The organism is Kribbella sp. CCNWLW201 (assembly GCF_037203805.1).
In the GTDB taxonomy this organism is placed as follows: Bacteria; Actinomycetota; Actinomycetes; order Propionibacteriales; family Kribbellaceae; genus Kribbella.
On record NZ_JBBCBQ010000001.1, the window covers coordinates 135,600 to 161,372 of the forward strand.

Annotated in this window: 11 protein-coding genes; 5 read left to right on the forward strand and 6 right to left on the reverse strand. The window is 68.3% G+C overall.

Annotated elements, in window-relative coordinates; translation table 11 throughout:
• The first annotated feature begins 82 nt into the window (after positions 1 to 82).
• A complete protein-coding gene (locus V9K99_RS00630; RefSeq protein WP_337008085.1) occupies positions 83 to 2,677 on the forward strand; it encodes a GNAT family N-acetyltransferase in 2,595 nt (864 codons plus the stop codon).
• On the opposite strand, the gene V9K99_RS00635 is transcribed toward V9K99_RS00630, so the two are convergent.
• Genes V9K99_RS00635 through V9K99_RS00650 form a run of 4 tightly spaced genes read right to left on the reverse strand, consistent with a single transcriptional unit; the run spans position 2,643 to position 17,580 of the window.
• Positions 2,643 to 3,185 carry a hypothetical protein gene (locus V9K99_RS00635; RefSeq protein WP_337008084.1) on the reverse strand — a complete coding sequence of 181 codons (543 nt, stop codon included), beginning with the start codon at positions 3,183 to 3,185 and terminating at the stop codon, positions 2,643 to 2,645. The genes V9K99_RS00630 and V9K99_RS00635 overlap by 35 nt on opposite strands.
• Positions 3,182 to 16,816 carry a WXG100-like domain-containing protein gene (locus V9K99_RS00640; protein WP_337008082.1) on the reverse strand — a complete coding sequence of 4,545 codons (13,635 nt, stop codon included), beginning with the start codon at positions 16,814 to 16,816 and terminating at the stop codon, positions 3,182 to 3,184. The genes V9K99_RS00635 and V9K99_RS00640 overlap by 4 nt, the downstream gene beginning before the upstream one ends.
• A 21-nt stretch (positions 16,817 to 16,837) precedes the next feature.
• Positions 16,838 to 17,188 carry a hypothetical protein gene (locus V9K99_RS00645; protein ID WP_337008080.1) on the reverse strand — a complete coding sequence of 117 codons (351 nt, stop codon included), beginning with the start codon at positions 17,186 to 17,188 and terminating at the stop codon, positions 16,838 to 16,840.
• A complete protein-coding gene (locus tag V9K99_RS00650) occupies positions 17,188 to 17,580 on the reverse strand; it encodes a YbaB/EbfC family nucleoid-associated protein (protein WP_337008078.1) in 393 nt (130 codons plus the stop codon). The genes V9K99_RS00645 and V9K99_RS00650 overlap by 1 nt, the downstream gene beginning before the upstream one ends.
• Before the next feature lie 121 nt (positions 17,581 to 17,701).
• On the opposite strand from V9K99_RS00650, the gene mycP reads away from it, so the two are divergent.
• Positions 17,702 to 19,003, forward strand: a complete 1,302-nt coding sequence (mycP, locus tag V9K99_RS00655; protein ID WP_337008076.1) for a type VII secretion-associated serine protease mycosin — start codon at positions 17,702 to 17,704, stop codon at positions 19,001 to 19,003.
• Between the two features lie 77 nt (positions 19,004 to 19,080).
• Here mycP and V9K99_RS00660 read toward each other — a convergent pair whose 3' ends face one another.
• Both V9K99_RS00660 and V9K99_RS00665 read right to left on the reverse strand, forming a co-directional pair.
• The gene (locus V9K99_RS00660; RefSeq protein WP_337008074.1) at positions 19,081 to 19,392 is read right to left on the reverse strand and encodes a hypothetical protein; all 312 of its coding nucleotides are present in this window, start codon (positions 19,390 to 19,392) and stop codon (positions 19,081 to 19,083) included.
• Between the two features lie 52 nt (positions 19,393 to 19,444).
• On the reverse strand, positions 19,445 to 19,765 hold the full coding sequence (locus V9K99_RS00665; RefSeq protein ID WP_337008072.1) for a hypothetical protein: 321 nt from the start codon (positions 19,763 to 19,765) through the stop codon (positions 19,445 to 19,447).
• A gap of 155 nt (positions 19,766 to 19,920) precedes the next feature.
• On the opposite strand from V9K99_RS00665, the gene eccCa reads away from it, so the two are divergent.
• Genes eccCa through V9K99_RS00680 form a run of 3 tightly spaced genes read left to right on the forward strand, consistent with a single transcriptional unit; the run spans position 19,921 to position 25,764 of the window.
• The gene (gene eccCa, locus V9K99_RS00670; RefSeq protein ID WP_337008070.1) at positions 19,921 to 23,880 is read left to right on the forward strand and encodes a type VII secretion protein EccCa; all 3,960 of its coding nucleotides are present in this window, start codon (positions 19,921 to 19,923) and stop codon (positions 23,878 to 23,880) included.
• Positions 23,881 to 23,926: 46 nt separating this feature from the next.
• Positions 23,927 to 24,280 carry a hypothetical protein gene (locus tag V9K99_RS00675; RefSeq protein ID WP_337008068.1) on the forward strand — a complete coding sequence of 118 codons (354 nt, stop codon included), beginning with the start codon at positions 23,927 to 23,929 and terminating at the stop codon, positions 24,278 to 24,280.
• Positions 24,280 to 25,764, forward strand: coding sequence for a hypothetical protein (locus V9K99_RS00680; RefSeq protein ID WP_337008066.1), 1,485 nt, complete (start codon positions 24,280 to 24,282; stop codon positions 25,762 to 25,764). Before V9K99_RS00675 ends, V9K99_RS00680 begins: the two co-directional genes overlap by 1 nt.
• Positions 25,765 to 25,773 lie beyond the last annotated feature (9 nt).

Here is a 25,773-nt window from a genome sequence, read left to right on the forward strand (position 1 = left end):
CCTCCAGCAACAATGGCCGTTGCGGCCGATGATCCTGACTTGTAAGTTAGCTCAGCCTAACCTAACTGAAACGAGGACAGCAGTGAACGCTCGGGTCTTCCGGGACGCGTACGGCGTACCGCATCTACAAGCTGGAGACCCGTTGGCGCTCGTCTACCTGCAAGGCGTCAACGCCGCGCAGGACCGGGCCTGGCAGCTGGAGCTCGAACGCCGGCGGTTCCTCGGCACGAGTGCCGCGTTCCTCGGTCCAGAGGGCGCACCGTGGGATGTGTTCGCCCGGCAGGCCCGGCTCGCCGACACCGCGCAACGCTGCTTCGAGGCACTCGACAACGAGACGCGCGAATGGATCACGGCGTACGTCGAGGGCGTCAACCACGGCATGCCGGTCGGGGCCGCTCGGGCGCCCGAGTTCGCGGAGACCGGGCTGACCTTGGAGAAGTGGGAGCCGTGGGCACCGCTGGGGATCTGGCTCGCGGTCCACATCCTGTTCGCCGGCTTCCCGTCGAAGTTGTGGCGGACCCACGTCGCCCGGCACCTCGGTGACGAAGCGATCGAACTGTTCTCCTCGGAGGGTCCGCGGACCGCGGGCAGCAACGGCTGGCTCATCCCTGGTTCACTGACTAAGTCCGGCCAGGCGATCATCGCGGGCGACCCACACCGGTTCATCGAGAGCCCAGGCATCTACCAGCAGATCCGGCTGACCTGCCCCGAGTACGACGTCCTCGGCCTCGCCGTACCGGGGATCCCGGGCATCGCCCACTTCGGCCACACCGGCACGGTCGCCTGGGCGATCACCAACGCGATGGCGGATTACCAGGACCTGTACGCCGAGCAACTCCGGCGGACGGGGTCGTCGGTCGAGGCGCTCGGCCCGGATGGCTGGAAGCCGGCCTCGGTGCTGTCCGAGGTCGTCGAGGTGGCTGGGGCCGATCCGATCGAGATCGAGGTGATCGAGACCGAACGCGGACCGATCATCATCGACAACGACGAGCAAACGGTCAGTCTGCGCTACCCGCCCCGAGTGACGGCACGGCTGGGCTTCGAGGTGTTGCCGAAGTTGCTGCGGGCAACCACAGTCGGCGATATCGACGCAGCATTGGAGACCTGGGTGGAGCCGGTCAACGTGGTGCTGGCGGCTGACACATCCGGCGGCCTGCTCCACCGGACCGCTGGATTGGTCCCGACTCGTGACCACTCGAACAAGCTGCGCGTCGTACCTGGTTGGGAAGCGGATCACCAGTGGCGGGGTTGGTACGCGCCGATGCCTCAGGCAACGGTCGACGGTCCTGCGGTGATGGCGAACGCACGTGAGCTGGCCGAGCCGCTGGGCGTCGAGTTCGCCGCACCGCATCGGTCCAGCCGGATCGCGGAGCTACTGGACTCACAGCCGACCTGGTCGGTCGACGAGATGCCTTCGATCCACACCGACACTTACCTGGGCTCGGCCGGCACTCTGCTGGATCTGCTGCCCGGATTGGAGAATCTCTCTCCGGAAGCGGTTGCCCTGCGCACCGAATTGCTCGAGTGGGATCGGCGGATGGAGGCAACGAGTACGACGGCGTCATCGTTCGCCGCGGTCCGCAAGGCGCTGGTCTCCCGGTTGGCGGACCATTTCGCCGTACTGGAAGGTGACGCCAGCTGTCCGGAGGTGTTCCAGCCGTGGATCGACACGCTGTCGCACGCGTCGTACGCGCTGGAGAATCTGCTGACGGCCGAGCTCCCGGATGTCAACGTCGGTTGGCTGGCACGGGAGGCGCTCGAGGAGGTTGCCGCGCGCAAACCTCGGCCGCCGTGGGGTGAGACGCACCAACTGGCGCCGTTGCACATGTTGCGTGGTCCGGTGTTCGCGCCGGGCGAGGAGCCGTTCGACCTCGGGGTCTCCGGCGATCACCACTGTGTGATGTCAACGTCGAGCCTGCCCGGTCTCACTGATGTGTGCATCCGCGGCTCGGCGGCCCGTTATGCCTTCGACCTCGCGGACCGTTCGGCCAGTGGCTGGATCGTGCCGATGGGGGCGTCCGGCGTACTCGGGGATGCACACCACCACGACCAGCTTCCGCTCTGGCTGCGTGGCGAGCTGGCGCCGGTCCAGGGCGATCTCACGCGTGAGGATCGCGGATATGCCAGCGAGGTGGCGGGCTTCGGCGCAGCGCGGATCGTCGAATTCGATCCCGACCGCGACCTGGACCTGATCCACGGCTGGGTGACGGCCGAGCGGGCGAGCTTCTGGGGCATGGGGCACCTGTCCCGGGACGAGATCGCGGAGATCTACCGATTCCTCGACTCGGTGCCCACGCATCACGTGTACATCGCGTATCTGGACGATGTACCGATCGCGCTACTGCAGACCTACGATCCGCAGGCCGATCCGGTCGGAGCGGCGTACGACGTCCAGGCCGGGGACATCGGCCTGCATTTCCTGATCGCCCCCGGCGACCCCCGCCCCAATTTCACCGGCAACTTGCTCAGGGTCATCGGCGACTTCATCTTCGTCCACCTCGGCCATCCCCGCGTCGTCGTCGAACCCGACATCCGCAACGACCGGGCCATCGACCGCTTCCACCGCACCGGCTTCGTCCTGGGCGCCGAAGCCAAGATCACCCACCCCGACGGCACCACGAAAACAGCCCAACTCGCCTTCCTCACCCGAGAGCGATTCCTGGCCCTTCAGGCGTAACGGCCTCCCGTCGGTAGGTGTCGAGAACGATCTGCAGACGGTCCTGCCGGAACCGTCCGGGCTCCGCGGCGTGAACTCGGCGGCCGTCTTCGGTCCAGAAGGCTTCTTCGGGTACGGCGTTCTCGCCGGGAGGGATGAACTTGATCACCTCAGCCACCGCGGCGGCCGCGAGCGTCAGGGCATCGGCGCTCGCCTGCGGATCGTCCGGTGGCAGTCTGCTCGCGAGCTCGTCGGCGAGCTGGAGCCAGGAACCGGGGTCGAGCAGCTGCGACGGCTCGCGACCGCCGAAGTTCGGGAAATCGCCCGCGGTCTCGGTCGGCGGGAGGCCGAACGAGTGTCGCCGCTCGGCACCGCAGTCCGCGCAGGTCGCGTAGTAGCGACTCGCCAACTCGCCGTCGACGAGGCCGGTCCCGTGCTTCCACTCGGCATCGGTCGACCCGCACGCACACGGCGTCAAGTCGAGAAACAACCGCGCCTCGTCCCGAGTCCTTGCTATCGGCAACGTCATGGTCCACTCCGCTCAGGCGGTCGTCCCGCTGTCCTCGCCGCCATTTCCTCCGCCGCCTTCTGTGCTCTCCGGATGGCCGCCAGCGTCGACGCCCCGGTATTGACGGGCTTCCACCGCGACGTGTACCTGGGTGCAGGTGCGGACGGCACCGGTGGTGCCGCGGATGTGGTGGTTCCGGCCATCAGGGCTTCGTATTCGTGCTGGTGGAGGGTCAGGTACGCCTCTCCGGCGGCGACGCCGGGAACCTGCTGGACCCTCGGGTGGCGTACGGCGCCATCGGGACCGTCGACCCTGTTCGTGAGGGTGAGGTCGTAGTCGACGCGAACCCGGACGACCACCAAGGGCCCTCCTTCGAAGCGGCTGAGCTCTTCGCGCGCACCCCAGGAGTCCGTCGTCGTGTCGGCCAGCTGCTCGCCGCCCGTGACGTTGCCGCCGACACCCAGCCCGGGGATGCTGAGGCTCCCCGTTCCACTCACCGGCAGCAAGCGGCCCGTGGTGGTGCTGGTGGAAACCGTGCGCTGACTGCGGTTGACGTCGCCGAGTTCACCTTTCTCGATCGGCCCGGCGACCAGTTCCATCGCGGACACCCGCGCTCGCACCGCCACGTCGACGTACTCGTTGGCAGAGCCGATCCGAGGCAGTCCCTCCATCCGGAAGCCCTCATCGGACGCCATCCGGCTGAAGAGGGCGTGCCGATCCGAGGCCGAAAGCAAGGCCTCCAGCTCGGGCGCATGCATGCGTGTGCCGGCTGCTCCGAGCATGCTCTCGTCCCTGAGCCCGTCCAGAATCGCCGTCAGCAGATCCGGCCCGCCGAACCGGCCGGGTCCGGTTCCCTCGACGAAGTACGTCGCCGGCAACCGCAGCGGCATACCAGCTTCCGGTACGGCGCTTTGGTCGTCGGCCTGCTGCTGGTTCGACGAGGCGAGCGGTCTGCCGACGAGGTCGGTCGGGACCAGCTGGACCAGGTCGCCGGCGAGGGTTCTCGGCTGCGCAGATGTCACCACCTCGTCCGGGCCGAGAGTGCGGCGGAGGCCACCGCGGTTCGGATCCACCGCATCGCGGCTGACCTCGATGGTGATCCGCAGGCCGCGGCCGACCCGAGTCATTCCCCCGAAGGTCGCGATGCGTTCCAGCCGGGTGAGTTGTTCGGCCATCGTGGTCGAGCTGCCCTCGGCGAGGTCCGTACCGACCGACAGCGACGACATCTCGTCGAGCAGGGCGTCGGCGCCCGCGCCGGTCGAGCGTCCCACGGTCCGGGTCCGGCTGTGATCGTCGTACAGGTAGCGCTGAACGATGCTGACGACATCCTTGGTCTCGCCCAGGTGCTGCACCTCGTCGGTGAACTCGGCACGGATCCGGACCGTGACCTGGTCGGCGGTGAGCTCGCCTGGGGCGCCGACCGGGTAGTGGCGGACGAAGCCGCCTGGGCTGAGCATGTCTTCCAGGCGGCCCAACCAGCGTTTGCCGGCAAATTCCGCGAAGAGGCTCTGCGCGAGCCTCGGATCGGCCTGGGGGTCGACTCCGAGATCGTCGCGCAGCATGGACTCGACTTCGGACAGCAGGAGCGTGTCGGCCGACTGCTTGGTTTCCGATGACTCCCGGGTGAGGTCGGCGCTCTCGACCAGACTGGAGCCGAGGTGTTCGCGATAGTGCGCGGGCAGGGCGATCTCGGATTGTTCCTTCGCCCGCTGCAGTGCCTGTGCGAGTTTCGCCTCGAGATCGCCCGGATTCGGCGACGGCCATCCCGAGACGTGCGGGCTCGGTTTCCAGAGCTTGTCGATCAAGGCTTCCACGGTGTGTCCGGCAGCCAGCGCCGGCACCGGGCGGCCTTCGGCCCGCGCCATCGCCAGCTCCGCGCGGTACCGGCGGACCAGGCCCGCGGCTGCCCTGCGGTCGAGGTCTAGTTCGCCGTGCAGGTAGCGCTCGACCGCGTCCGCCGCTCGGCGCAACGACAGCGGGAACGTGTTCTGGCTGTAGAAGCGCAGCGTGTCCCGCTCGGCGATCTGGAAGGCGAGGCGGGAGGAGAAGGACAGCGCCTCGGCGCCGACCACGAGCTCGAAGTCGACGACGGCGTCGAAGACGTCGTGCCGTCCGGTCTCGATGATCAGCCGCTCGACACCCCAGATGTGCTGGTCGGTGCGGGATGACGAGGTGCTCTTTCCCCTGCTGCCCTTGAGTCCGGCGCCGGTGTCGTTCTCCGACACCTTCGTGCTCAGCTCCGTGCTGCCACCGGTCGGCCGTGCTGACGAGACGCCGTGGCTGCCGAGGGCGAAGTTGATGTCGCCGGCCGTTCCGTCGGTCTGTCCGACCGCCTTCGCATTCCGGATCCGCCCGGTCAACGTGATCGGAACGCGCCGTGACACACCGCCCACGCCAGGCACGACGATGGTGGTGCTGTAGCCGGTCTGTGCCCATTCCGGATGGGCCAGCAGGTTGCGCGGGTTGAGGAAGGCCGACAGTTGCTGCAGGGCGGTCGGGTCCGACCTGAGATCCGCCGGCAACAGCTCGATCAGACCGGAGGTGTCCAGCGCGAGGAGCGTGGCCCGGTCGAGCACCTTGGCCGGCACCAGCCCGGGAATCGCGTGCCCCTGTGATGGTTCGCCCGGACCGGTATCGGCGTACGGGAGGAAGCCGCTGTCGATGAGCAGCCGGGCGGACTCGCCGGCGCCGGTGTGGATCCGCGCACCGGTGCCGACCTCGGTGACGGTGAGGATGTGCGGGACCTCGAAGACCGCCACCGGTGAGTTGCTCTCCACCAGTGTCACCTGGTTGATCGTCCCGCCACCGGCCCAGGAGAGGACTCGCCCGAGCGCCTGCCGGCCATGCGAGAGTGCGGTCTTTCCCTCGGTGCCCGCCGCGGAAGCCGACACCTCGACCCCGGCCCGCCACGGGAGGGCTCTCGTCCGGCCGCCGGAGCGCCCGGCCGAGTCGGACCCGATATTGAGCAGTACCACGGCCTCGTCCGCGGTCACACCGACGGGATTCCGGACCGCTTCCTGTTCGATCCCGATCCGCAGGCTGACCGTCTCCGTCGGCCGGGTGCTGCTCGGCCGGCTCAGGGTCACCACGATGCCGCCCCGCGCGGCGATGTCGTAGCCGGCTTCGAGCCGCTCCGTCGACAGCTGCGTCCGCAGCTCCTCGATGTTGAGGAGCTGTCCGTGCCGCTCGATCGGATCGCGCGAGAGCTTGGTCAGGTCCAGGTTGCCGTCGGCATCGAGCGGTGGCACGAAGCCGCGCGCGGCGAAGTGCTTGATGATGCTCGTCAGCGCCTCCTTGCCGCCCGTGACACCCTGGATGTTCCAGGGACCGGCGGCGCAGAGCTTGCCGTCGCGGATCGACCAGCCGGGCAGTTCGGACTTCCGGCCCGGCACCTCGACGCCGTACTGGACATCGCCCTGCAACCCCGGCCTGCCGTCCTCGCGGACCAGGGCGGCAGCATCCACCGGCAGGCCGTGGCGATAGGCGTCGTTCACCCGCACCCGCAGCAGCGCCTCGCTGCGGCCGGGCGTCTGCTTCGCTTCCCGGCCGTTGAGGACCAGCCTGACCTGGTGGTCCAGGACGACCCGGTAGCCCTGCGTCGGCCCGGTGAACCGGTGGACGCCGACGTGGTACGTCGTACCGCCGGTGGACAACGACTCCGCGTTCGATACCGAGTGCCCGGCGGATACCGACGGGCCGAGGTTGGCGCCGGAGTCGTCGACATTCTTCAGGTGCTCGCCGCCGTACCCGACCGTCGCCGTCTCGGAGTCGTTCGCGCGGACCGTCTCCTGCACGGTCGCCGTACTGGATCCGACCCGGACTGATTCCTGCCAGTGCGTACGGCTCTGGGCGCCGTCGAGTGTGATCGCTTCGTACCGGACGACCGTCTCCATCTCGAGGTGGCCGATCGGTTTCCCGCCGGCCATCAGCGGCCGGAGTACGGCGTGATCGGTGGAGTCGGCCAGGCGGGCCGGAAGATCCTGCGTCAGCGCCGCATGGATCTGGTCCTCGACCTGCCCACGATCCGAACCCATCCGACGGAGCGAATCGCGGTTGTCGGCGATCACGTCGTTGGTGAGCTGCTCCAAGCCGTTGATCGAGGTCAGCATGTGTGCGGGCAACCGGCCGGTTTGGAGATCCTCACGCACAGCTACGTCGGTCGCCGCGTCGACGGTGTAGGCATGCGAGACCCAGGCTCGCAGCTCTTCGCTGCCGGCGACTGTGTCCGCCGTACTCCAGCCGCTCTCCCGGTCGGCACGGATGGAGAGCTGGTACGACGCTTTGCCGCTGAAGAGAACCGACTCACCCCGGTTGTCCTCGACGGCGCCGCCCGGCCCGGCCTCCGCGGCACTCACCGTCACCGCCCGGCTGTAGCCGTGGCTGATCTCCGCCTTCAGCGTGAGCTGCGCCAGGAAGGGAAGGTGGAAGGCGTTCGCCAGCGCGTGCAGGAAGGGGCTCAGCGAGCCGCCGCCCTTCGAGTTCAGGGCCGTGGTCATCATCGTGGAAACCCGCCGAGAGAACTGCGGGAAGCGGCCGATGATCATCTCGTTGGCCTTGAGCGGCGCGCCGGCCACGTCCACCAACTCGTCCACCGACAGCTGGATCCGCAGGTCCGTGATCTCGTCCCGGCCAACCCGCAGTACGAGGCCTTCCGCACTGACGAGCCTGCCGAAGGTGGCGCTCAGCCGGCGTTGCAGGTCGGCCGCGGTGAACCGCTCGTCGATACCCCACTGGCCCAGCAGCACGTTGATCCGCTCCGCGAGGGCGGTCAGATGCGGCAACGACCCGGTCGGCATCAGGCTGGGCAGCACACTGTCCGACGGCGCCAACTCCCTGATGACGGCGTCGTACGACGCTACGTCGGCGGCGACCCTGGTCGCCTCGGCCGCCACCTGTTCCGGCGTACCGGCGTCGAAGTCGGCCAGCAGTTGCCGGTAGCCGTCGAGTGCGGCCGTCGCCGAGTCGAGCGCTCGCTGGTAGCGGGTCTCGAGGTGGCCGTACCAATTCGCCAAGTCTGTCTGCTTCTTGACGTCGGCCTCCGCGGCATGCTTGCGGTCGAAGCGGCCATCGTCTTTGGCCCGCTCCGCCTTGTCGGCCTTCTCACGTGCTTTCCGCGCCTCGTCGGTGGCCTTGTCGGCGTCGTTGCGCTTGGCATCGACGATGGCTTGCAAGGTGTCCGTCGTATTCTCCAGCGCCTCGATTTCCGCGGTGATGGCTGCCTTCAGTTGCGCGATCGGTCCGGGGATCGGTGGGCCGTTCCAGGGCAGTGTCGGGCGGGCGCCGCCGCGGTCCGCGATCGCGTCGGCTAGCCCCTCCATGTCCTTGCCGAGCTCATCACGGGTTGTCGTGTCGTTGGCTTCCACAGCCGCGGCCCACATGCGGGTGAGGCAGCGGAACTCGTTCTGCTGCGCCTCGACACAGGCGTTGTGCCCGCCACCGGTCAGCTTGCTCCAAAGCCGTCGTACCGGACCACCGGACGGTGCCCGCAACTCCTGGAGCGTGTGACTGATCTCGTGCACCCACACGCGGGTGAGCTGATCGCCCGCGACGCCGGGGACGAAGGTGACGCGATGCGGATTGTCCCGATCGCCGGTCGACGTACGCGTTTCGGCGAGGTTGCCACCGTCGACCGGGCCCGGATCTTCGACCTTGAAGTAGTGCTGGGCATCGTCCTGCGTACGGACGACAATGAAGCCGTCGTCGCGGGTAGGCCCCTCCTTGATCAGGCCCCCGAAGTCAGTCACGTCGGCGCCCTCAGCCGCCAACACCACCAACTCAACGGTCAGCGGCCCTTCGTCCTCCGTCCGGCCGTCGACGCGATACCGAGTCGTGTTCACCGGCGGCGAGTTGACCACCCGCCCAGCGCCGTCATCGGGTGGGGTGGTGGGGCTGATCGCGGGGAGGGGGAAGGCGCCGAGAATGTTTGCTTCGGGCAACAGTTGGTTGTACGCCTCGATCCGCTCGGCCAGCTTCTGTTGCAGCAGCTTGTGGGATGCCGCCGTACCATCGCCGGTGACCGCGTGATCGGCATGCATGTCCACCGCGTTCGCGGCCTCGACGATGTCCGCCAGCGCCTTCAGCCGGTCCGCGAGCAGCGGCTTGCCGGCCGGCTCACGGAGCATTCGCCGGAACGCACGGGCCGCGCCGGCCCGGACCTGATCGTTCGGCCCGCCGGTCACCCGCCGGCCGTTGACGGGCGACACGTGCGCCAGCTCCGGGAAAGCCTCCCACGACCTGCCCTCGGCACGGATCTGGTTGTACAGGCTGATCGCGTGCGCGAGCCGCGCCCGAGCGGCCGCCGCCTCCGGACCAGCGGCATCCGCCGAGTCGGCCCAGTCGACCGCAGCGGCCAGGCGATCGATACGGACGAGCGCGGCCACTCGCTCCTCCCGGATCGCGAGTTCGCGGGCGGTCTCACCGGGCGGACCGGTCTGGTTGTCGAGGTACGCGTGTTCGACGGCAGCGCGAACGCGGTCGGTGTAGTCGGCATCGGCCGGCGAGACGATGGCCGGAGGTGAGGTCGCGGAGTTCAGCAGCTCGGTCAGCTGCTGGACCTGCTCCAGCAACTGCGCGATGAGGTACTTGCCGATCGCGGAGTCCCGGTTGAGCTGGTCCCGGTCCACGCCGTACTTGTTCAGTAGCTCGGAATTCGCGTCCTTCCGGTTCAGCTCGGCGCGGCGGAACAGCAGCTTGGCGACCGGCGCCGCACTGACCGCGGCGATCGCCCCGCCGATCCCGCTGGCCAACCAGTGGATGGGGATGTTGAAAATGAGTTCGGTGGCGGTCACGCTCCCGGCCAGACCGACCGCCGCCAGCCAGGCCTGCACGGAGTACCAGCGGAACTTCATCAATCGGCTCGGCCGCGGACCATGCTCCGGCACCGGCGCCGTCAGTTGAGTACGACGATCGGCGACCCGGCTGGTCAGGTCCGGGGCGGCCTCGGCGGTGAGCCGGGCAAGCTCCTGAAGCGCCTGGCCGAGGTTCTGCAAAGGTTCGGACAGCGCATCGAGCAGGGCTTGGCCACGGATCTCGTCCCGCCGGGCGTGGTCCCACGTCTTCTGGGTGGCGTGGATCCGCTCCTCGAGGTCCGTGAAGATCTTGTCTCCGGTGGCACCCAGCAGCCCGGCGCCGACCGCCGAGCCGAACGTGGTGACGAAACTCTCCAGCACCAGCTCGAAATTCTGGCCGAGCTGGGCCAGGTCGAAGGGCTGACCCGGTTGCGCGGCGGCCCACCACCGCCCGGCCGCGGCGGCATCGTTGTCGAACAGCTGCGCCAGCAAGTGCGTCAGGAACGACGGCGTCTTCTGCTTCTGCTCTTCGACCTCGGCGACGTCGGCCGGCTTGCCGGAGCCGGTCTGCTCGTCGCCGTCGGCCGGCTTCTCGGGTGCGGCTCGACCGGCACCTTCCACCGCTCGCTTCCTCAGCTCGGCTTCCAGCGCGGTCAGGAGTTTCTGCTGCTCCTCGATCAACCCGATCAGCTGGTTCCGGACCGACTCCGGATCGGCGAGCTCGGTCAGCGCCGTCGCATTCACCCGGGTACGCCGGTCATCGCGCTTCTTCACGTCGACGTGCCGCTCGGTGAACATCTTCGCGGCCGCCATCGTCGTGATCACGGTGGCCGTACTCACTCCCGCCGGATTCCCCGCCGCGAGAAGGAGTACCGCCACCGTCCACGCACCTGCCACCGGTGCCAGATGACGGACCTTGTAGCGCCACCCCTCGGTCGCCCGCGGTGCTTCACTGGCGGGCGGCGGCGCGGGCGGCCGCTCACCGTCGAGCAGTCGTTCCATCCCCGGGTTCTGGTGCTCCCGTTCGGCCTGATCGGCGCCGTACGCCGGCTTCTTGCTCGCGCTCTTGTGCCCGTCAAGCCAGAACTCGGCCCATGGGGCGGCCAAGCCGGCGCCGATCGCCGGGGTCGCCGCAGCGATCGCGAGCCCCGGATCGTGTGTTGCCACCAGTACGGCGATCCCGACCAGCGTCGCGGTCCAGATCGACGTACCGGACGCCTTGGCGAAATAGGTCTTCGGGCCTGGCCGGTTGTCCTGCGGAGAGCGCCGGTCCTGGAACCGCTCCACCAGGGTCTGGTCGTCCGGCGTGACCAGGGCCCGCCGTACGTCGGCGTCCGGCTGGTCCTTGTGCAAGCCCATCGACCCGATCATCCCGGCCAGCAACCGGCTGATCCGGTGCTGCCGCAGCATGCCGGGCCTCCCGAGGTCGTGCTCGGTGACGAGTTGGCGTACCTCGGCCAGGTCACCGTGATCGACATCCCTGAAGCGCGGGTCCGTCCAGGGATTGCTGTCGGGTGCGAGGGTCTTGCCCTCCTCGGTGCCGGCCAACTGCGCGGCGGACGGCTTCAAGGTGGCCACGGAGGTCTCGGCCAGGATCCGGGCCACCAGCGAAGGAACCCGCGTCGTCGACATCCGATCGGACAAGGTCACCCAGGCGGTCGGCGTCTGACCGGGCACGGAGATGTACTCGGCGTCGACATGGTCGGCCAGCGGCATGACACGCAGGACCAGCCGATACTTCTGGCCGTCCTGCGTCACGACCGCGTACTCGTTGACGCCCGCTTGCCGGACCAGCTTGATCCCGGCGGCTCGCATCACGTCCCAGCGAACGATCGCCTTCGCCACCTCGAGTCCGACCAGCAGGAATCCCGGCAGGAAACGATCCGCCCGGCGTTGCGGCACCGAGTCACCGACAAGCTCTACCGCCGCGGTCTCCGCTCCCAGCCGCCCGGCCAGGTCACCGAGATCCAGACTGGTATCCGTCGTACTGTTGCCGGAGGCATCGGTCACTTCGACGGTGAACCGGTACGGCGACCTGTCCGCGGACGGCCTGGCGATACGAGTGATCGTCAGCGTCACCCGGGATCCGGCCCGGATCAGCTCCCCGAGCTTCGCCTCGAGCGCGGCGAACCCGACCGGGTCGAAGGTGACCCCCAGCGCGCCGAGCCCGGCGTCGCCGAAGAACGTCCGGCCGACCGTTCGACTGTCGTCGACTGGTCCACCGGCCTGCTCAGCGTGGGACCCGGCTGACCGCAGATCCGCAACCACTGACTGCCCGACCACCGGCTCGCCGACCGGCCCGGTCACCCGGTTCTCGCTGAACCACCGGGTGATCCTGCGGCCCGGCGCCATGCGGTCCGGGTTCGTCAGGCCGGACCGATCAGCACCGTCCCGCTGCTGATCGCTGTCGCGTCCGCCCGATCGAGCAGCAGTGTCACCGTGTTCTTGTCCTTCGTCGCGGTGGCGGGTGTCAGCAGCTCCACGCCCAGAACCCGGACCACCTGGTCCGTGTGTTCCACCTTCAGGACCGTCCCGGCCCCGATCACTCCGGTCATCAGTTCTCCCGGAGCCACGATCCCGCCCCTGCTCCTGATGTCGAACGTCGTCTCGACCCTGAACCTGATTGCGGTCATGCTCCGCCAGCCTCTCCAGCGCGTCGGGTTCACTCGCCCGCGCCACGTCCTCGAGTGGTCCCTTGCACTCTGTGTCCACCACGGCGCCGTCACGGAGCTGTTCGACGTGGATTCGCTCATGTTGCAGCTTCGCCGCCAGGGTGTTCCGGTCGGAGAAGGTCGCCGGGCCGAGCCTGACCTGCGCGCCGCGCAGCTCGATCGGCGTATAAGCGCAGGCCGCGTGGAAGTCCAGCATCCGGATCTCCTCCGGGTCCTCCACGATCACGATCTCGACATCGTGGATCGGCACGCCGATGATCGCGGCAACCTCCGCCACCGTGTCCATCGTGCGGGGCAGACCTCCGCCGTTCTCGAACACATCCTGATTGGTCCGCGGCGCTCCCCGCGCGAAGAGGCTCTTCCCGTCCGAGTGATGGTGATGCCTCGGGTCCGGCTCCGCGTGGTTCGCTTCGGCCTTGTCGTCAGGGGCAACCATCGGACGGAGCTGGTCAGCCAGCGTGTCGATCGCCGCCTGCGGAGTTGGCACCAATTGCCCGGTGGCCGGATCGGAGACCCAGGCGGTCGCCTCCAGCAACTTGGTGTCCGGATTGACGGCGAAGATCAGATCGACCTCCTGCCCCTGCCGCACCACCTCGGCGACCGCATCCTCCAGCCGCGCAACCGCGTCCCACGGTACGACGGCACCGGCCGGGAAGACGCTCTTGTTCGCCGCGTCCCGGAAGAGCCCCCAGCCAGGCACCTTCCCGTCCACCACCGGCCGCCCGATCGACCCGGCGCCGACATCCGCCGGCTGCGGGTGAATCTCCCGCACTTGCAGAATCTTCGTCCCGTTCGACTCGCGCACCACCTCATTGGCGCCCCACGCGAGCAGCTGCCTGGCTGAAGCGGTCGCGTCCCCCGTCGGCGGACTCGTCGAGGGACCGAAGAGGTTCTCGTTCTCGTCGACGCGTGGTGTGAACGAAGGCATGCGCTGGTCGGGGAAACGCTTGACGTCCTTCTTCGGCTCGTTCTCGAAGGTTCGCCCGCCGGCGTACACGGCCTTGTCGGTGGCGGGATCGACCACGGTGTAGACGAAGGTGACCTGATCCGGGCGGGCTTGGTTGGGCGACAGGAAGACTTTGAGCTCAACCTGGTATCCGGCGTTGACCCAGCCCGCGACCTCGTTCTCGAAGCTCTTGTACGCACCCCGGTTGAAGGTCAGGTTCTGCGGGAAGTAGTTGGCGGGCAGCACCAGCTTGAAGAACCGCCAGCCGACGACGTGACCGCCGTCATCGTTCTCGATCCCCCGGGCGGTGGCAGCCTCGCGTGCGCTCTGGTCCTCCTTGGAGCGATCGCCGCCCCCGAAGTCCTTCCGCAGTACTGCCTCGGCCGCGCGGCCCCGACCGGGCGAATCGGGCGACTCGTCCAGCCATCGAACCTTGTTGCCTTCGTAGGAATGCCACTCCGTCCAGTCCGGATTCGACTCCGCCCGCGTCTCGGCCGGCGCCACGGGCATGTCCGGATCGAACCAGCCGTTCTGACCGTCCGGCGCCTCCCACTTCTCGATCTGCACAGGAGCGCCAACTCCAATGCCAGTGTTCACCCGATGCGCGACGTAGTCGCCCGTCTCGACCTGATACTCGAGAGGAGGAACCGGAATCCTTACGACGTCTCCGTCAGGCCCGGCCGCCGGAAAGCTCGACCGACCCCTCCGACGCTGCACAACGCCGGTCGGCTGACCGTTGCTGTCGTGATCGGGATTCTTGTAATACTCCAGGCGCAACTTCTCTGCCGCCTCGGTCAGTTGGTGGTCCGCATCCCGCTCGTTCAACGCCTCCACAAACGAAGCGAACCCCGCCAGTTCAACCGCCGCCCGTTCATCCACGTCGACGTCGAACACCCGCTCACCCAGCGAGTCGCCTTGCTCGACAGCCTGTACGTCGTTTTGCCCGGCAGATTGCCCGTCGTTCTGCTCGGACTGGGTGCCAGCCGGGTCATCGTGGTTGTTCTCCGGTTCACCGCGGTCGTCCGACTCATCCGCAGGCCCTCGCTTCGACGGAGGCGGCGGATCGTTGTCGATCGGCCCATTCGGACCGGTCTTCGCCTCGGGCTTTCCGGACTCATCGCGGGCCGAGCGCGACGATCTCGTGTGCACCGGCCCCGCCGTACCGGCTTCCCGTCGGTTCGGTTCACGGTGCGCGGCATGGGAAGCCAGCGGAGTCCCAGTCGCCGGCCCCGCTACCGCGGCACCCACCAACGGGCCACCCGGCTCGAACCCACCAGGCATCAGGTCCGCAGGGACAACCCCGTCCTGCCCCTGGAACTCCTCCACATCTGGCACAAAGTCAGCCATCTGCCGCTTCGCAAACTCCTCCCCCCGAGCCAACAACGTCGCCCTTGTTCCGGCACCGGACTCGTCCACCGCAACCTCGGACCCGTCCACCTCGGCGTCGGACTCGTCCACATCCACATCGGACGTGTCGGCCTCGGTGACGGGTTTTCCACGCCGGCCGGGCGCATTCTGCTGTGTCTGTGCAGCCGCGGGCCCGTGCTGTGCGGCAGAAGACGATCCCTGGGCGTTCGACGCCTGAGCACTCGGCTGTCCTTGCGCCGCGCCCTGAGCCTGCGCCGCCCCCTGAGCCTGCCCTGGTCCTTGGGCTTTCGCCGTACCGTGAGCGTCTCCCAGCCCGTGCGTCTGGGCGGATCCGTGACCTTGGGCCGAACCTTGCCCCAAGGCAGACGTTTGCGTCTGACCGTTGGCAGCCTGCTGGGCGGCGGCCGACTGAGCAGGTGACGACGGTAGGCCGTTGAGATCACCGTGCGTCGGGGTCGCCACGGATGCGGAGTTGACGGTGCCAGGGCCGGTCGCAGCGTGAGCGGCAGCGCCTGCCCCGATCGGCGGGCGTCCGGCACCCTGCTCACTGCCGTCAGACGAATTGGTTGCGGTCTGCCTGCCGCCATCTTGCAGTCCGTCGCCGGTGTGCTGACCGATGGCGGACTGATACTCGTTGGTCTGCAGAGCGTCCGCCGACTGCTGAAGATCCGGCCTGCCCTCTGCTTGCAGATCAGCGGCCTGTTGGCCACTGTCCTCCAGGCCGGTGTTGCCTGCCTGCCCGACGGCGTTCTGGCCGACGTTTTGGCCGGCGTTCTGGGTTGCGGTCTGTCCTGCCGGACTCGCCGTCGCAGGCGGGTTCGGTCCATCGGGATCGGACGCGCCGTTGCTTCCGACCTGGTTCTTCCCGCCGATGGTGCCGTCGGCGTCGGAGCCCGTCGGCGGCCTCGGCGAGATGATCTCTCGCAGACCTTCTCCGGACTGGTGCGCCGCGATCCGGCTGCTCCCCAGCATCCCCGCGCCGAGTCCTTGATCGGCGATCGCCGTCAGGTAGTCCTGATGCCACGGATTCTGGCCGTCGGCAATCGCCTGGACCCAGGTACCGGACACAGGTGACGAGATCCCATTGACGACGAACCCCTGCGAGCCCTGGACAAAGGTGTCGCGCACCCGCGGTGGAGCGTTGCGGAACGCCGCGCGGGCGGGCAGGGACGCGATGGCACCGATCGGCGCGAGTGGTTTCGAGATCACCGAACCGACACCACCGGCCGCCGACGCGATCCCGACATCACGCCAGTTGATGCTGTCCCGCTGACCCCGCCACTGGTCGATTTTCTGAGCGCCGATGCTGATCAGCGGCTCCTCGAAGAGGGCTTCGTTGGCGACCTCCTTCATCGCGTTCGGGGTCAATCGCTTCATTTCGGCGGCCGCCTTGGCGATATTCGCGGCGGCCTTCGCGACCACCTCGGCGATCCGGCCCGCTGCCCTGGTCAGGATCTGCCGGCGAAACCAATCTCCGAGCGGGCCCGGTACGCCGAAGCTCATGCCGAAGGCGAACGCGTTGGCGGCGAGCTCGGCATAGATCTGATCCTTGATCCAGATGATCTGCCGGCCGTACTCACCGGCCAGCTGTGCCAGCTCACGCATGGACTGAACCAGTTGGCCTGCCCCGATCGCCGGTGAGTTGAGCAACCGGTCGACCTTCTGGTGGTAGCCGACACCGTAGGGATCCCGCCAGGCGCTGGGCACCTGATTGTTGGCCGACGTCGCCTCGCTGACGGTCCGCTCGAACTCGTCAGCGGAGGCCACCCACAGGTCGCGGAGCCGGAAGGCTGCGTCCTCGTCCACCCAGACCGGAAAGGTGGTGTCGATCGCGCGGCGCAGCCACGGCCACATCAGGGTCGTCGGTTCGGGAATCACGGTGGCCGGTCCAGACCGGGCTCAGCGGGGCCGCAGCAGATCAGCCGCCTGCTGGAAGGTTTCGACATAGCGGGCGACGATCGTCCGTCCACCACCTAGGGCGAAGAGCACCTTCGGGGCGAACGCCGTCACCCTGGCACTCAGTTCGGCCTCGACCGCGTTGTAGGCGTTCCGGAAATTGATGCTGGTGTCGTCGAAGCCCGTCTGTGCTGCTTTACCCTCGGTGTCGATCGCGCTCGACCGAGCCGGCCACGCCGCAGCCCAGTTGTCGATCGGTCGCTGGGTGGTGTCGATCGCCCGCGTGGTCGCATCGGGATCCATGTCGAGGTTGCCGGTGCTGCCGGGGCCGGCCGGCGGTCCCGCGGGGCTCATCACCGGCCCCCGGTACTACGCGGCGCCGCACGCATGGTGTCCGAGCCGGTGAGCAGCGGGCCGAAGGCGGGATCGTCGCCAACGGGAGGCATCGTGGGCAACGCCGCGTTGAGGGCGTCGACCGCGTTCTGCTGTGCCTTGGTCCGCGCCTCGTTCACCGCCGTGACGATCTCTTCGGCGAGGTCGTCCGGCGCGAACTCGCGATACACCCGGGCGTCGAGGACGAGCCGGGTCAGCTCACCCCGGCCGGTCACCGTCGCCTCCACCAGTTCGTCGCCGGCCTCGGCCGTGCCCGTCGTCTCGTCGATTGCCCGCTGGGCCAGCTGGACGTCCCGCTCGAGTTGTTCGATGTCGGCCAGCAGGCCGGGTCCTGTGTTGCCGGGAGTCCCCATCCGACGCCTCCAGTGCTCGCTGCTTGGCCCAACCCTGAGCCTTGATCACGGGCGCGAGCGGGCGGTGACCTCTTCCGGCCACTTGACCGGGCCGAGGCCGCCGGGCGGAAAGGATCGTTGTGTGGATGGAACACAACGTGGTTGGACCGCCAGAATCGGCGTGGGTGTCATCGCCGCGGGGCTGGTCGGATGCTGTCTGCCGGCGGCCTCGGCCGCCGCGGCACCACCGCGGGGCGCCTGTACCAACCCCGAGCCCGGTCGGCCCGTAGTCCGGCAGTTGCCCTGGGCCCAGGACCTCCTGGGAGCCGAACGTGCCTGGCCGTACAGCACCGGCGCCGGCGTCACGGTGGCCGTCATCGACTCCGGCGTCGACGCCGACCACCCACAACTCCGCCGGTCCGGAAAGGTTCTCCCCGGCCGGGACTTCTTCCTGGCCGGCCGGCTGCCCGGCAACTACGACTGCATCTCGCACGGCACCGGCGTGGCCAGCATCATCGCCGCGGAGCCCGTGACCGGGATCGGGTTCCACGGCATCGCGCCCGGGGCGAGGATCCTGCCGGTCCGGGTGACCGACCGGGAGACCGGAGACCAGAACGCGGTCCGGACCATCGATCCCGCAGTCCTCGCCCGCGGCATCGTCTACGCAGTCGACCAGGGCGCCAAGGTGATCAACCTGTCGATGGCCGGCGGCGGAGACAAGAAGCCGGTCCGGCAAGCGATCGCCTACGCGGTTCGCAAGGACGTCGTGGTGGTCGCCGCGGTCGGCAACCAACAGGCCGACGAGCCCGGTACGCAGGCCTCCTACCCTGCCTCCTATCCAGGCGTCCTGGGTGTCGGCGCCATCGACATCGCCGGAGCCAAGACAAGCGGTTCACAGGTCGGCCCGTACGTCGACCTGGTCGCACCGGGCGACGGCGTACTCGCAGGGACGCGGCATTCCGGCCACATGTACGTCAATGGCACCAGCTTCGCCGCGCCCTTCGTCTCGGCCACGGCCGCCTTGGTTCGCGCAGCCTGGCCGAAGCTCACGGCAGCGCAGGTCGTTCAACGGTTGCAGGCGACCGCGACCCCGGCTCGTGGCGGAGCAGGCAGCCCCGAATACGGCGCGGGCATCGTCGATCCGTATCGGGCCGTTACCGAAGGCCTCAGCGGATCGGGAAGAACGGTGCCAGCGGCAACCATGGCGCCGCCGGATCTCCAGCAGTTGGCGGCACATGCCTGGTGGCGCGATGCCGGGGCAGAGGCACGAGAGCTGACCAACCTCGCGGTGGCGACCGCCCTGGCGCTGATCGTGACCGGCGGTCTGCTGACCGCCGGACGACGGCGTCGCTGGCTGGCCGGCCGCTCCCAGGTCACCCGCACCAGCGGACCACGCGAGCCGGCCGAGGCCCTGCCGGAACACCTGTTCAGCCGCAGATCCTGAATCAGCAAGGGCCCCAGCCGCCACCGGCGGCTGGGGCCCTCTTTCGTGCGAATCACCTGATCCTGTCCCGGACTGGATCAGGTGGTCAGTAGCCCGTTGACCATGTTGTGTGAGAACGCGGCGGTCTCCTGACCGCACCCCAGTGCCTGCGTACCCCGATTGGCAAGGGTCTGCTGGTGCTGGGCGTTGTCGACCATGCAGCTCTCGTGCAAGCGAGCCGCATCGAAGGCGACCTGAGCATCACCACTCGTCCAGATCGCTTCACCGCCCATACGTTCGACCCCGACGCGGTAGTCGGAAGCCAGCTCGACCTTCTGTCCGGAGTGGCCGTGCTGCTGTGCGATGTTCTGTTCGAAGACGCCGAAGTGCATGAACAGCTCGTTCGACATTTCCATCCTTCCTGTTCTTTGCCTAGCGCAATGGTCGGATCGCCCGTGGCGATCAGGCCGTCGGCGGGGTAGCCATCGTCAGCGTGGCGGCTGACTCGTCGACGGCGGCGTTGAACCTGCTACCGATCTGCATGCCGGCGTCGGCGTGCATATCGGTCATGCCTTGGGTCTTCCGGGTTCCCTGGCTGATGACCTCGTTGCTGGCCATGGCTGCCTGGTGTGGCAGGCCCCGCAGACCGTCGTGCAGGTCGACGTCGACGGTGGCAATACTGCGTTGCAGGTTTTCTCCCTGCGACTGACCGAGAAGTTCGGCCCGCTTACCGAAGCCGGTGATGATCCCGTCTCCGAAGCCTTGGACGAAAGGCATTGACATCGGCTGACTCCTTTCTCTGGTGAGCCGAATGGCCCACTCCAAGCTAGGAGCCGAAGCCGCCCCCAAGCCTGGTCGCGGCACGTTCCTGCCATCGCCACCAGGGCATTGGCCATCCGCGCCACGATCAGCGTGGATCCGAAGAGAGGTGGTCGGTGATGGCGACGATGGTGGTACGGCGGCCGGACCGGCGGCCGGGACCAGATCTGCCCGGTGGCGAGCTGCTGCTGTCGGCTCCGCCAGAAGTACCAGAGCCCGGTGGGCGGCAATGGGCGCAGATGCTGATCGTGCTGCCGATGGTGGCGATGATGGGCGCGATGCTGCTGATGTTCTCCAGCAGCATCGCGGGTGGGCTCCGGATCGCGATCTACGCTTTGTTCGGGGTCGCGATGGTGGGAATGATCGTGGCTACGACGCTGTCGCGATCAGGTGCGGGCAAGGCGGAGATGGGGCAAGCCCGGCGCACCTACCTTCGGGAGCTCGGGCAGCAGCGGACCAGGCTGACCAGGTCGGTCAACAAGCAACGCGCTGCTCTTCACTACGTGCACCCGGAACCGGAAAGCCTGTGGACGCTGGCGGCCAGCCATCGGCTGTGGGAACGCCGGCGCGACGACGAGGACTTCGGCATCACCCGGATCGGAGTCGGCCCGCAGAGCCCGGCGGTGAACGTCGTACCGCCGGACACGCAGCCGCTGGAACGGCTGGAACCCCTGTCCGCCTTGGCGTTGCGGCGGTTCGTGTCCACCTACGTGACCGTGCCGGACCTGCCACTGGCCATCGCGGTCACAGGGTTTTCCCGCATCCACGTCACCGGGGACCTCGATCGTGGTACGGCGTTGGTCCGGGCGATGCTCGCGCAGCTGGCGACTCTGCACGCACCTGACAACCTGCGCATCGCCGTCGTCGCGGACGAGGGGCAGCAGGACGAATGGGACTGGGTGAAATGGTTGCCGCACGCCCTGCATCCGGACCGGACCGACGCATTGGGACCGGTCCGGCTGATCGCGCCGGCCATCGCCGCCGTCGAAGCGATGCTGGACGATCTGCTCACCGGGAGACCACGATTCGACCCCGCCATCGGCGACAACTTCGCCGGCCCACAGTTGGTCGTCGTACTCGCCGGTGGTGACACGAGCGGCTCGGACCATCTGCTCGCCGACCGAGGGCTGGAAGGGGTGACCGTTCTCGACCTCGCCACGGTGCCGCCCCGCTCGCTGGACGCCAGCGCGATCGTCCTCGACGTCGCCGCCGACGGGACGCTGACCAGTGAGACGATCGACGACGAGTCGTCGCTGGGTCGAGCGGACGAGTTGTCTCTCGTCGCGGCTGAAGGGCTGGCCCGGCAGCTCGCGCCGCTGCGGCTGACCGCGGGAGCGCACGGGGAGCAGCCGCTGACCGCCGACCTCGGTCTGGAGGACCTGCTGGAGCTCGGCGATCCCTACGACTTCGATCCCAGCTGGACCTGGGTCCAGCGGCCGAGCCGGGACCGGCTCCGGGTGCGTTTCGGTCTGCGCGCCGACGGCTTGCCGATCGAGCTCGATCTGAAGGAATCGGCGCAGGAGGGAATGGGCCCGCACGGCCTGCTGATCGGGGCGACCGGTTCCGGCAAGAGCGAACTGCTGCGCACGTTGGTGCTGGCACTGGCGATCACCCATCCGCCGCGATCGCTGAACTTCGCGCTGATCGACTACAAGGGCGGCGCGACGTTCGCCACCCTCGACAAGCTTCCGCACACGAGCGCGGTGATCACCAACCTTGCCGACGAGCTGCACTTGGTCGACCGGATGACCGACGCGATCAACGGTGAGCTGATCCGGCGTCAGGAGCTGTTGCGGGCCGCAGGCAACTTCGCCTCTCTGCGCGACTACGAGAAGGCGCGGCTGGCGGGCGCGCCGCTGCCCGAGGTGCCGACGTTGCTGGTGGTCTGCGACGAGTTCAGCGAGTTGCTCAGTGACCGGCCCGACTTCATCGACATGTTCGTCCAGATCGGCCGGGTCGGTCGCTCGCTGGGCGTTCATCTGTTGCTGGCCAGCCAGCGGCTGGACGAAGGACGGCTGCGCGGGCTCGAGGCCCACCTCTCGTACCGGATCGGGCTGCGGACCTTCTCCGACATGGACAGCCGGACCGTGCTCGGTGTGAACGACGCGTTCTTGTTGCCGAGAGCACCTGGTCACGGCTTTCTCCGGATCGGGACCGAGCAGCTGGATCGGTTTCGCGCGGCATACGTGTCCGGAGTTCACCGTCGCCCGACCGGCTTGCCGCTCCCGGCGACACCGGACAACTCGCTGGTGCTGCACGACTTCGTCAGCGGGTACGTCGCTCCGGCGGCCGAGACCGACGACGATCAGAAGACGCCGTCGGACGACCCGTTCGACGAGAGCATCGGTGAGACGTTGCTGGATATCTTGGTCGAACGGATGACCGGCCTGGGCGATCCCGCGTACCAGATCTGGCTGCCGCCATTGGGCGAGTCGCCGGCACTCGACGAAGTACTCGGCCAGACGCGCGTCGATCCTGTCCGTGGACTGATGGCCGGTGAGCCGGGGCTGGCCGGGAGCTTGGTCGCCCGCGCCGGCGTGGTGGACCGTCCACTCGAGCAACGTCGTGACCCGCTGCAGCTCGACCTGTCCGGTGGTGGCGGACATGTCGCGGTTGTCGGCGGCCCACACAGCGGCAAGAGCACACTGCTCGCGTCCACCATCCTGTCGCTCGCGCTCACGCACACGCCCGCAGAGGTGCAGTTCTACATTCTCGACTTCGGTGGTGGCGTGCTGACGGGCCTGCGCGATCTCCCCCATGTCGGTGGGATCGCCGCGCGGCAGGACGTCAACGCGGTCCGCCGTACGGTGTCCGAGGTACTGAACCTGATCGCCGAGCGCGAGCGCGAGTTCGCTCAACTCGGTATCGACGGGATGGCCGCCTACCGGGAGCGTCGCCGGACCAGCTCGGTGCAGTCGTCGCCGTACGGTGACGTGTTCCTCGTCATCGACGGCTGGCTGACGATCCGCAACGACTTCGAGGATCTCGAACTGCTGCTCGCCGATATCGCCACCCGCGGTCTCGCGTACGGCGTCCATCTGATGCTCGGCGCGGCTCGCTGGTTCGATCTGCGGACGAACATCCGCGACCTGTGCGGGACCAAGCTGGAGTTGAAGATCGGCGACCCGATCGACTCGTTCCTGGACCGCCGTACCGCCTTGCTGGTACCGGCGAATTCGCCGGGGCGCGGCATCATGGCGAGCAAGCATCAGTTCCTGTCCGCCAAGCCCCGGTTGGCCGGTGACCCGGACGGGCGGATCGCGGACGGACTCGCCCGGCTGGTCGAGCGGATCGCCTCGGCCTGGACCGGCGAGTCCGCGCCGCCGGTGCTGTTGCTGCCGGCGGAAGTTCCGTATGTGCAACTTGACGGCGAGACCGATCCGGAACGTGGGCTGGCCATCGGCGTGGCCGAGCGGGACCTGTCCCCGGTCCGGCTCGACTTCGCGGTCGATCCGTGTTTCATCGTGCTCGGCGACACCGCCTCGGGGAAGACCTGTTTCCTCCGTACGCTGGCCAAGCGGGTCCAGGAGGCCTACACCCCGGACCAGGCGCGGCTGCTGGTGATCGATCACCGACGCAGCCTGCTCGGCGGAGTCGAAGGCGAGCACCTGCTCGGCTACGGAACCAATCACCAGGCGACCGGCACTCTCATCAATCAGGTCTGCGAGGCCCTGACCGAGAGACTGCCCGGACCGGACGTGACGGCGCAGCAGTTGCGGGACCGGTCATGGTGGCAAGGCCCCGAGCTGTACCTCCTCGTCGACGACTACGACTTGGTCGCAACCTCGGAAGGGCATCCGCTGATGCCACTGCTGCCGTTCATCCCACAGGCGGCCGACATCGGCCTGCGAGTCGTCGTCGCCCGCCGGAGCGGCGGCGCCGGCCGCGGCTTCTTCGAACCGGTCCTCGCCCGGCTGCGCGACATCGCCTCCCCGGGCCTGATGCTGTCCGGCAGCCGCGAAGAAGGCCCGCTGCTGGGCGGTCTGCGGCCGCAGGTGCTGCCGCCGGGCCGCGGTCGGCTGATCAGCCGGCAGGGCACCACGCAGCTGATCCAGCTGACCCTCCCACCCCAGACCTGACCGCCGGCACCGGCGCAGGACGATAACAACGAGAAAGGAGTAACAGATGGGGGCAAACCTCGACGCCAAAGATCCCGGCATGTTCCTCGAGACTGCCAAGACTTATGCAGGGCAGGCCGGTGATCTCCAAGGCCTCGCCGGCAAAATCGAAGGACCGAGCCAAGTCGCGACGGGCACGTTCCACGGCCGAGCCGAGATGGTGGACGCCTTCAACGCAGCGCATGAGGTCGGCGGCCGCGTGCTCGGCCAGATGTCCACGGGGGTCGGCGCGTACGGCAGTGCCACCAATCAGCTCGGCAACAGGTTCCAGTACACCCGCGACCTGTCCGCTCAGCTGCTGGGGACCGTTCTCAACGACAGCGACCGGATGGCTCGCGCACAGGATCCGGGAGGAATCTGATGGTCGACACGTACGCAGTGCAGGCGCAGGGAGTGGCGCCTCAACCGGGCGCCGTCTTCGCCCTCGCCAAGGAGTTCGTGACGCTGGCCGACACGGAATACACGGCCATGAAGGGGGCATTACCGGCCGAGGTCAAGCGCTGGCCCGACCTGGCCATGGACCTGAAGGGTGTGGAGGACAGTTTCCTCGCCGCCGCGCGGGCCCTGCTGGCGACGTGGGACAGCCCGGAATCGGGGATCTACGAGCAGGCTGCCCAGACAAGTGCGAAGTCGATGGCCACCACGAGGGAGGTCATCACTGGCAGCGCCTTGCCGGTCGACGCCGACACCGTGGTCACCAACCTCGAGATCGCGTTGGACAACGCGCAGCAGGCCAGGGAGGCGGCCGAGGCGCTGTCCAGCTTGCAGGGCTTGGCCGTAGCCCAGGACCAGAACCCGGACCTGACTGCGCAGGCACAGCAGATCAAGGACAGGCTGATTGAGGTCGGTGGCCAGCTCGATGCTGTCTCGGAGGGGTACAGGCAGCTGGGCGCGAAGGTGCAGACCGTTGCCGGCCAGATAGTTTGGCAGGGGCCGCACAGTGATGTCAGTGGTGGTGAGGCGCCGACCGGTGGTCCGAGTCCGAGTACGACGCCGACTGGCCCGGGCGGTGGCCCCAGTGGTGGTCCTTCCACGGATCCTGGCGGCGAGCCAGGTGGTGGGCCGGCAGGAGCGCAGCCCCCCGGAGGCGGCGGGCAGACCGATCCCGGACAGCAGCCCGGGGGCGGCACCCCGTCAGGGCCGGAGCTGGCGGGGACTGGGACGCTACCGCCGCTGGCTCCCATCAAACCGCTGGTGCCGTTGCCACCGCTCGACACCACTCCAACGGCTCCGCTCACGCCGTTGACACCGATGACACCGATCGGCGCGAACCCCGGGCGCGGTATCACCGGTTCTACCGGTCGCGGCGGCATCGGGGCCGGGCTAGGCACGGGTGGTATCGGTGGTTCGAAGCTGGGTGGTGGCATCAAGCCACTCGAGCCGATCAAGCCGCTCGAACCACTGGATCGGCAGATTCCGACCGTGGCCAAGACCGGTGCCGATCCTGCTGTCTCCAACGGGCGGGCACCGAGCCTGCCTGGCGGGTCGGCTACCGGGACGGGCGGCACCCCGGCCGGCGGCTCGGGTGTTCCGCCGATGATGCCGCCGATGGGCGGTGCGGCCGGAGCAGGTCCGGGCGGGAAGAACGGCAAGCCTGGTAGCGGAGCGATCCGGCCCACCGGCCGGGAACGTACCCGCGCAGGTGGTCCGACACCCGGCGTCCCCGACCGGCTCCGTGGGAAGGCCGGTAAGAAGGGCGCTTTCCCGGCGGCTCCGGTGGCGAAGGCCGCGGTACGGCGGGATCGGGAAGGGCCAGAAACGCTGGAGATCCTTGACGAAGAACTGTGGACCGTGGACACCGCAGCGGAGACTGGTCAGCAGGCGACTCGCCGACTCGCAACCTGAGCAAGAGAA

What these genes read in the sequence shown, in the direction of transcription:
- V9K99_RS00650 (WP_337008078.1), bottom strand. Translation starts at nt 17,580, where the DNA reads ATGGGGACTCCCGGCAACACAGGACCCGGCCTGCTGGCCGACATCGAA.
- V9K99_RS00645 (WP_337008080.1), bottom strand. Translation starts at nt 17,188, where the DNA reads ATGAGCCCCGCGGGACCGCCGGCCGGCCCCGGCAGCACCGGCAACCTC.
- eccCa (WP_337008070.1), top strand. Translation starts at nt 19,921, where the DNA reads ATGGCGACGATGGTGGTACGGCGGCCGGACCGGCGGCCGGGACCAGAT.
- V9K99_RS00665 (WP_337008072.1), bottom strand. Translation starts at nt 19,765, where the DNA reads ATGTCAATGCCTTTCGTCCAAGGCTTCGGAGACGGGATCATCACCGGC.
- V9K99_RS00660 (WP_337008074.1), bottom strand. Translation starts at nt 19,392, where the DNA reads ATGTCGAACGAGCTGTTCATGCACTTCGGCGTCTTCGAACAGAACATC.
- V9K99_RS00635 (WP_337008084.1), bottom strand. Translation starts at nt 3,185, where the DNA reads ATGACGTTGCCGATAGCAAGGACTCGGGACGAGGCGCGGTTGTTTCTC.
- V9K99_RS00680 (WP_337008066.1), top strand. Translation starts at nt 24,280, where the DNA reads ATGGTCGACACGTACGCAGTGCAGGCGCAGGGAGTGGCGCCTCAACCG.
- V9K99_RS00675 (WP_337008068.1), top strand. Translation starts at nt 23,927, where the DNA reads ATGGGGGCAAACCTCGACGCCAAAGATCCCGGCATGTTCCTCGAGACT.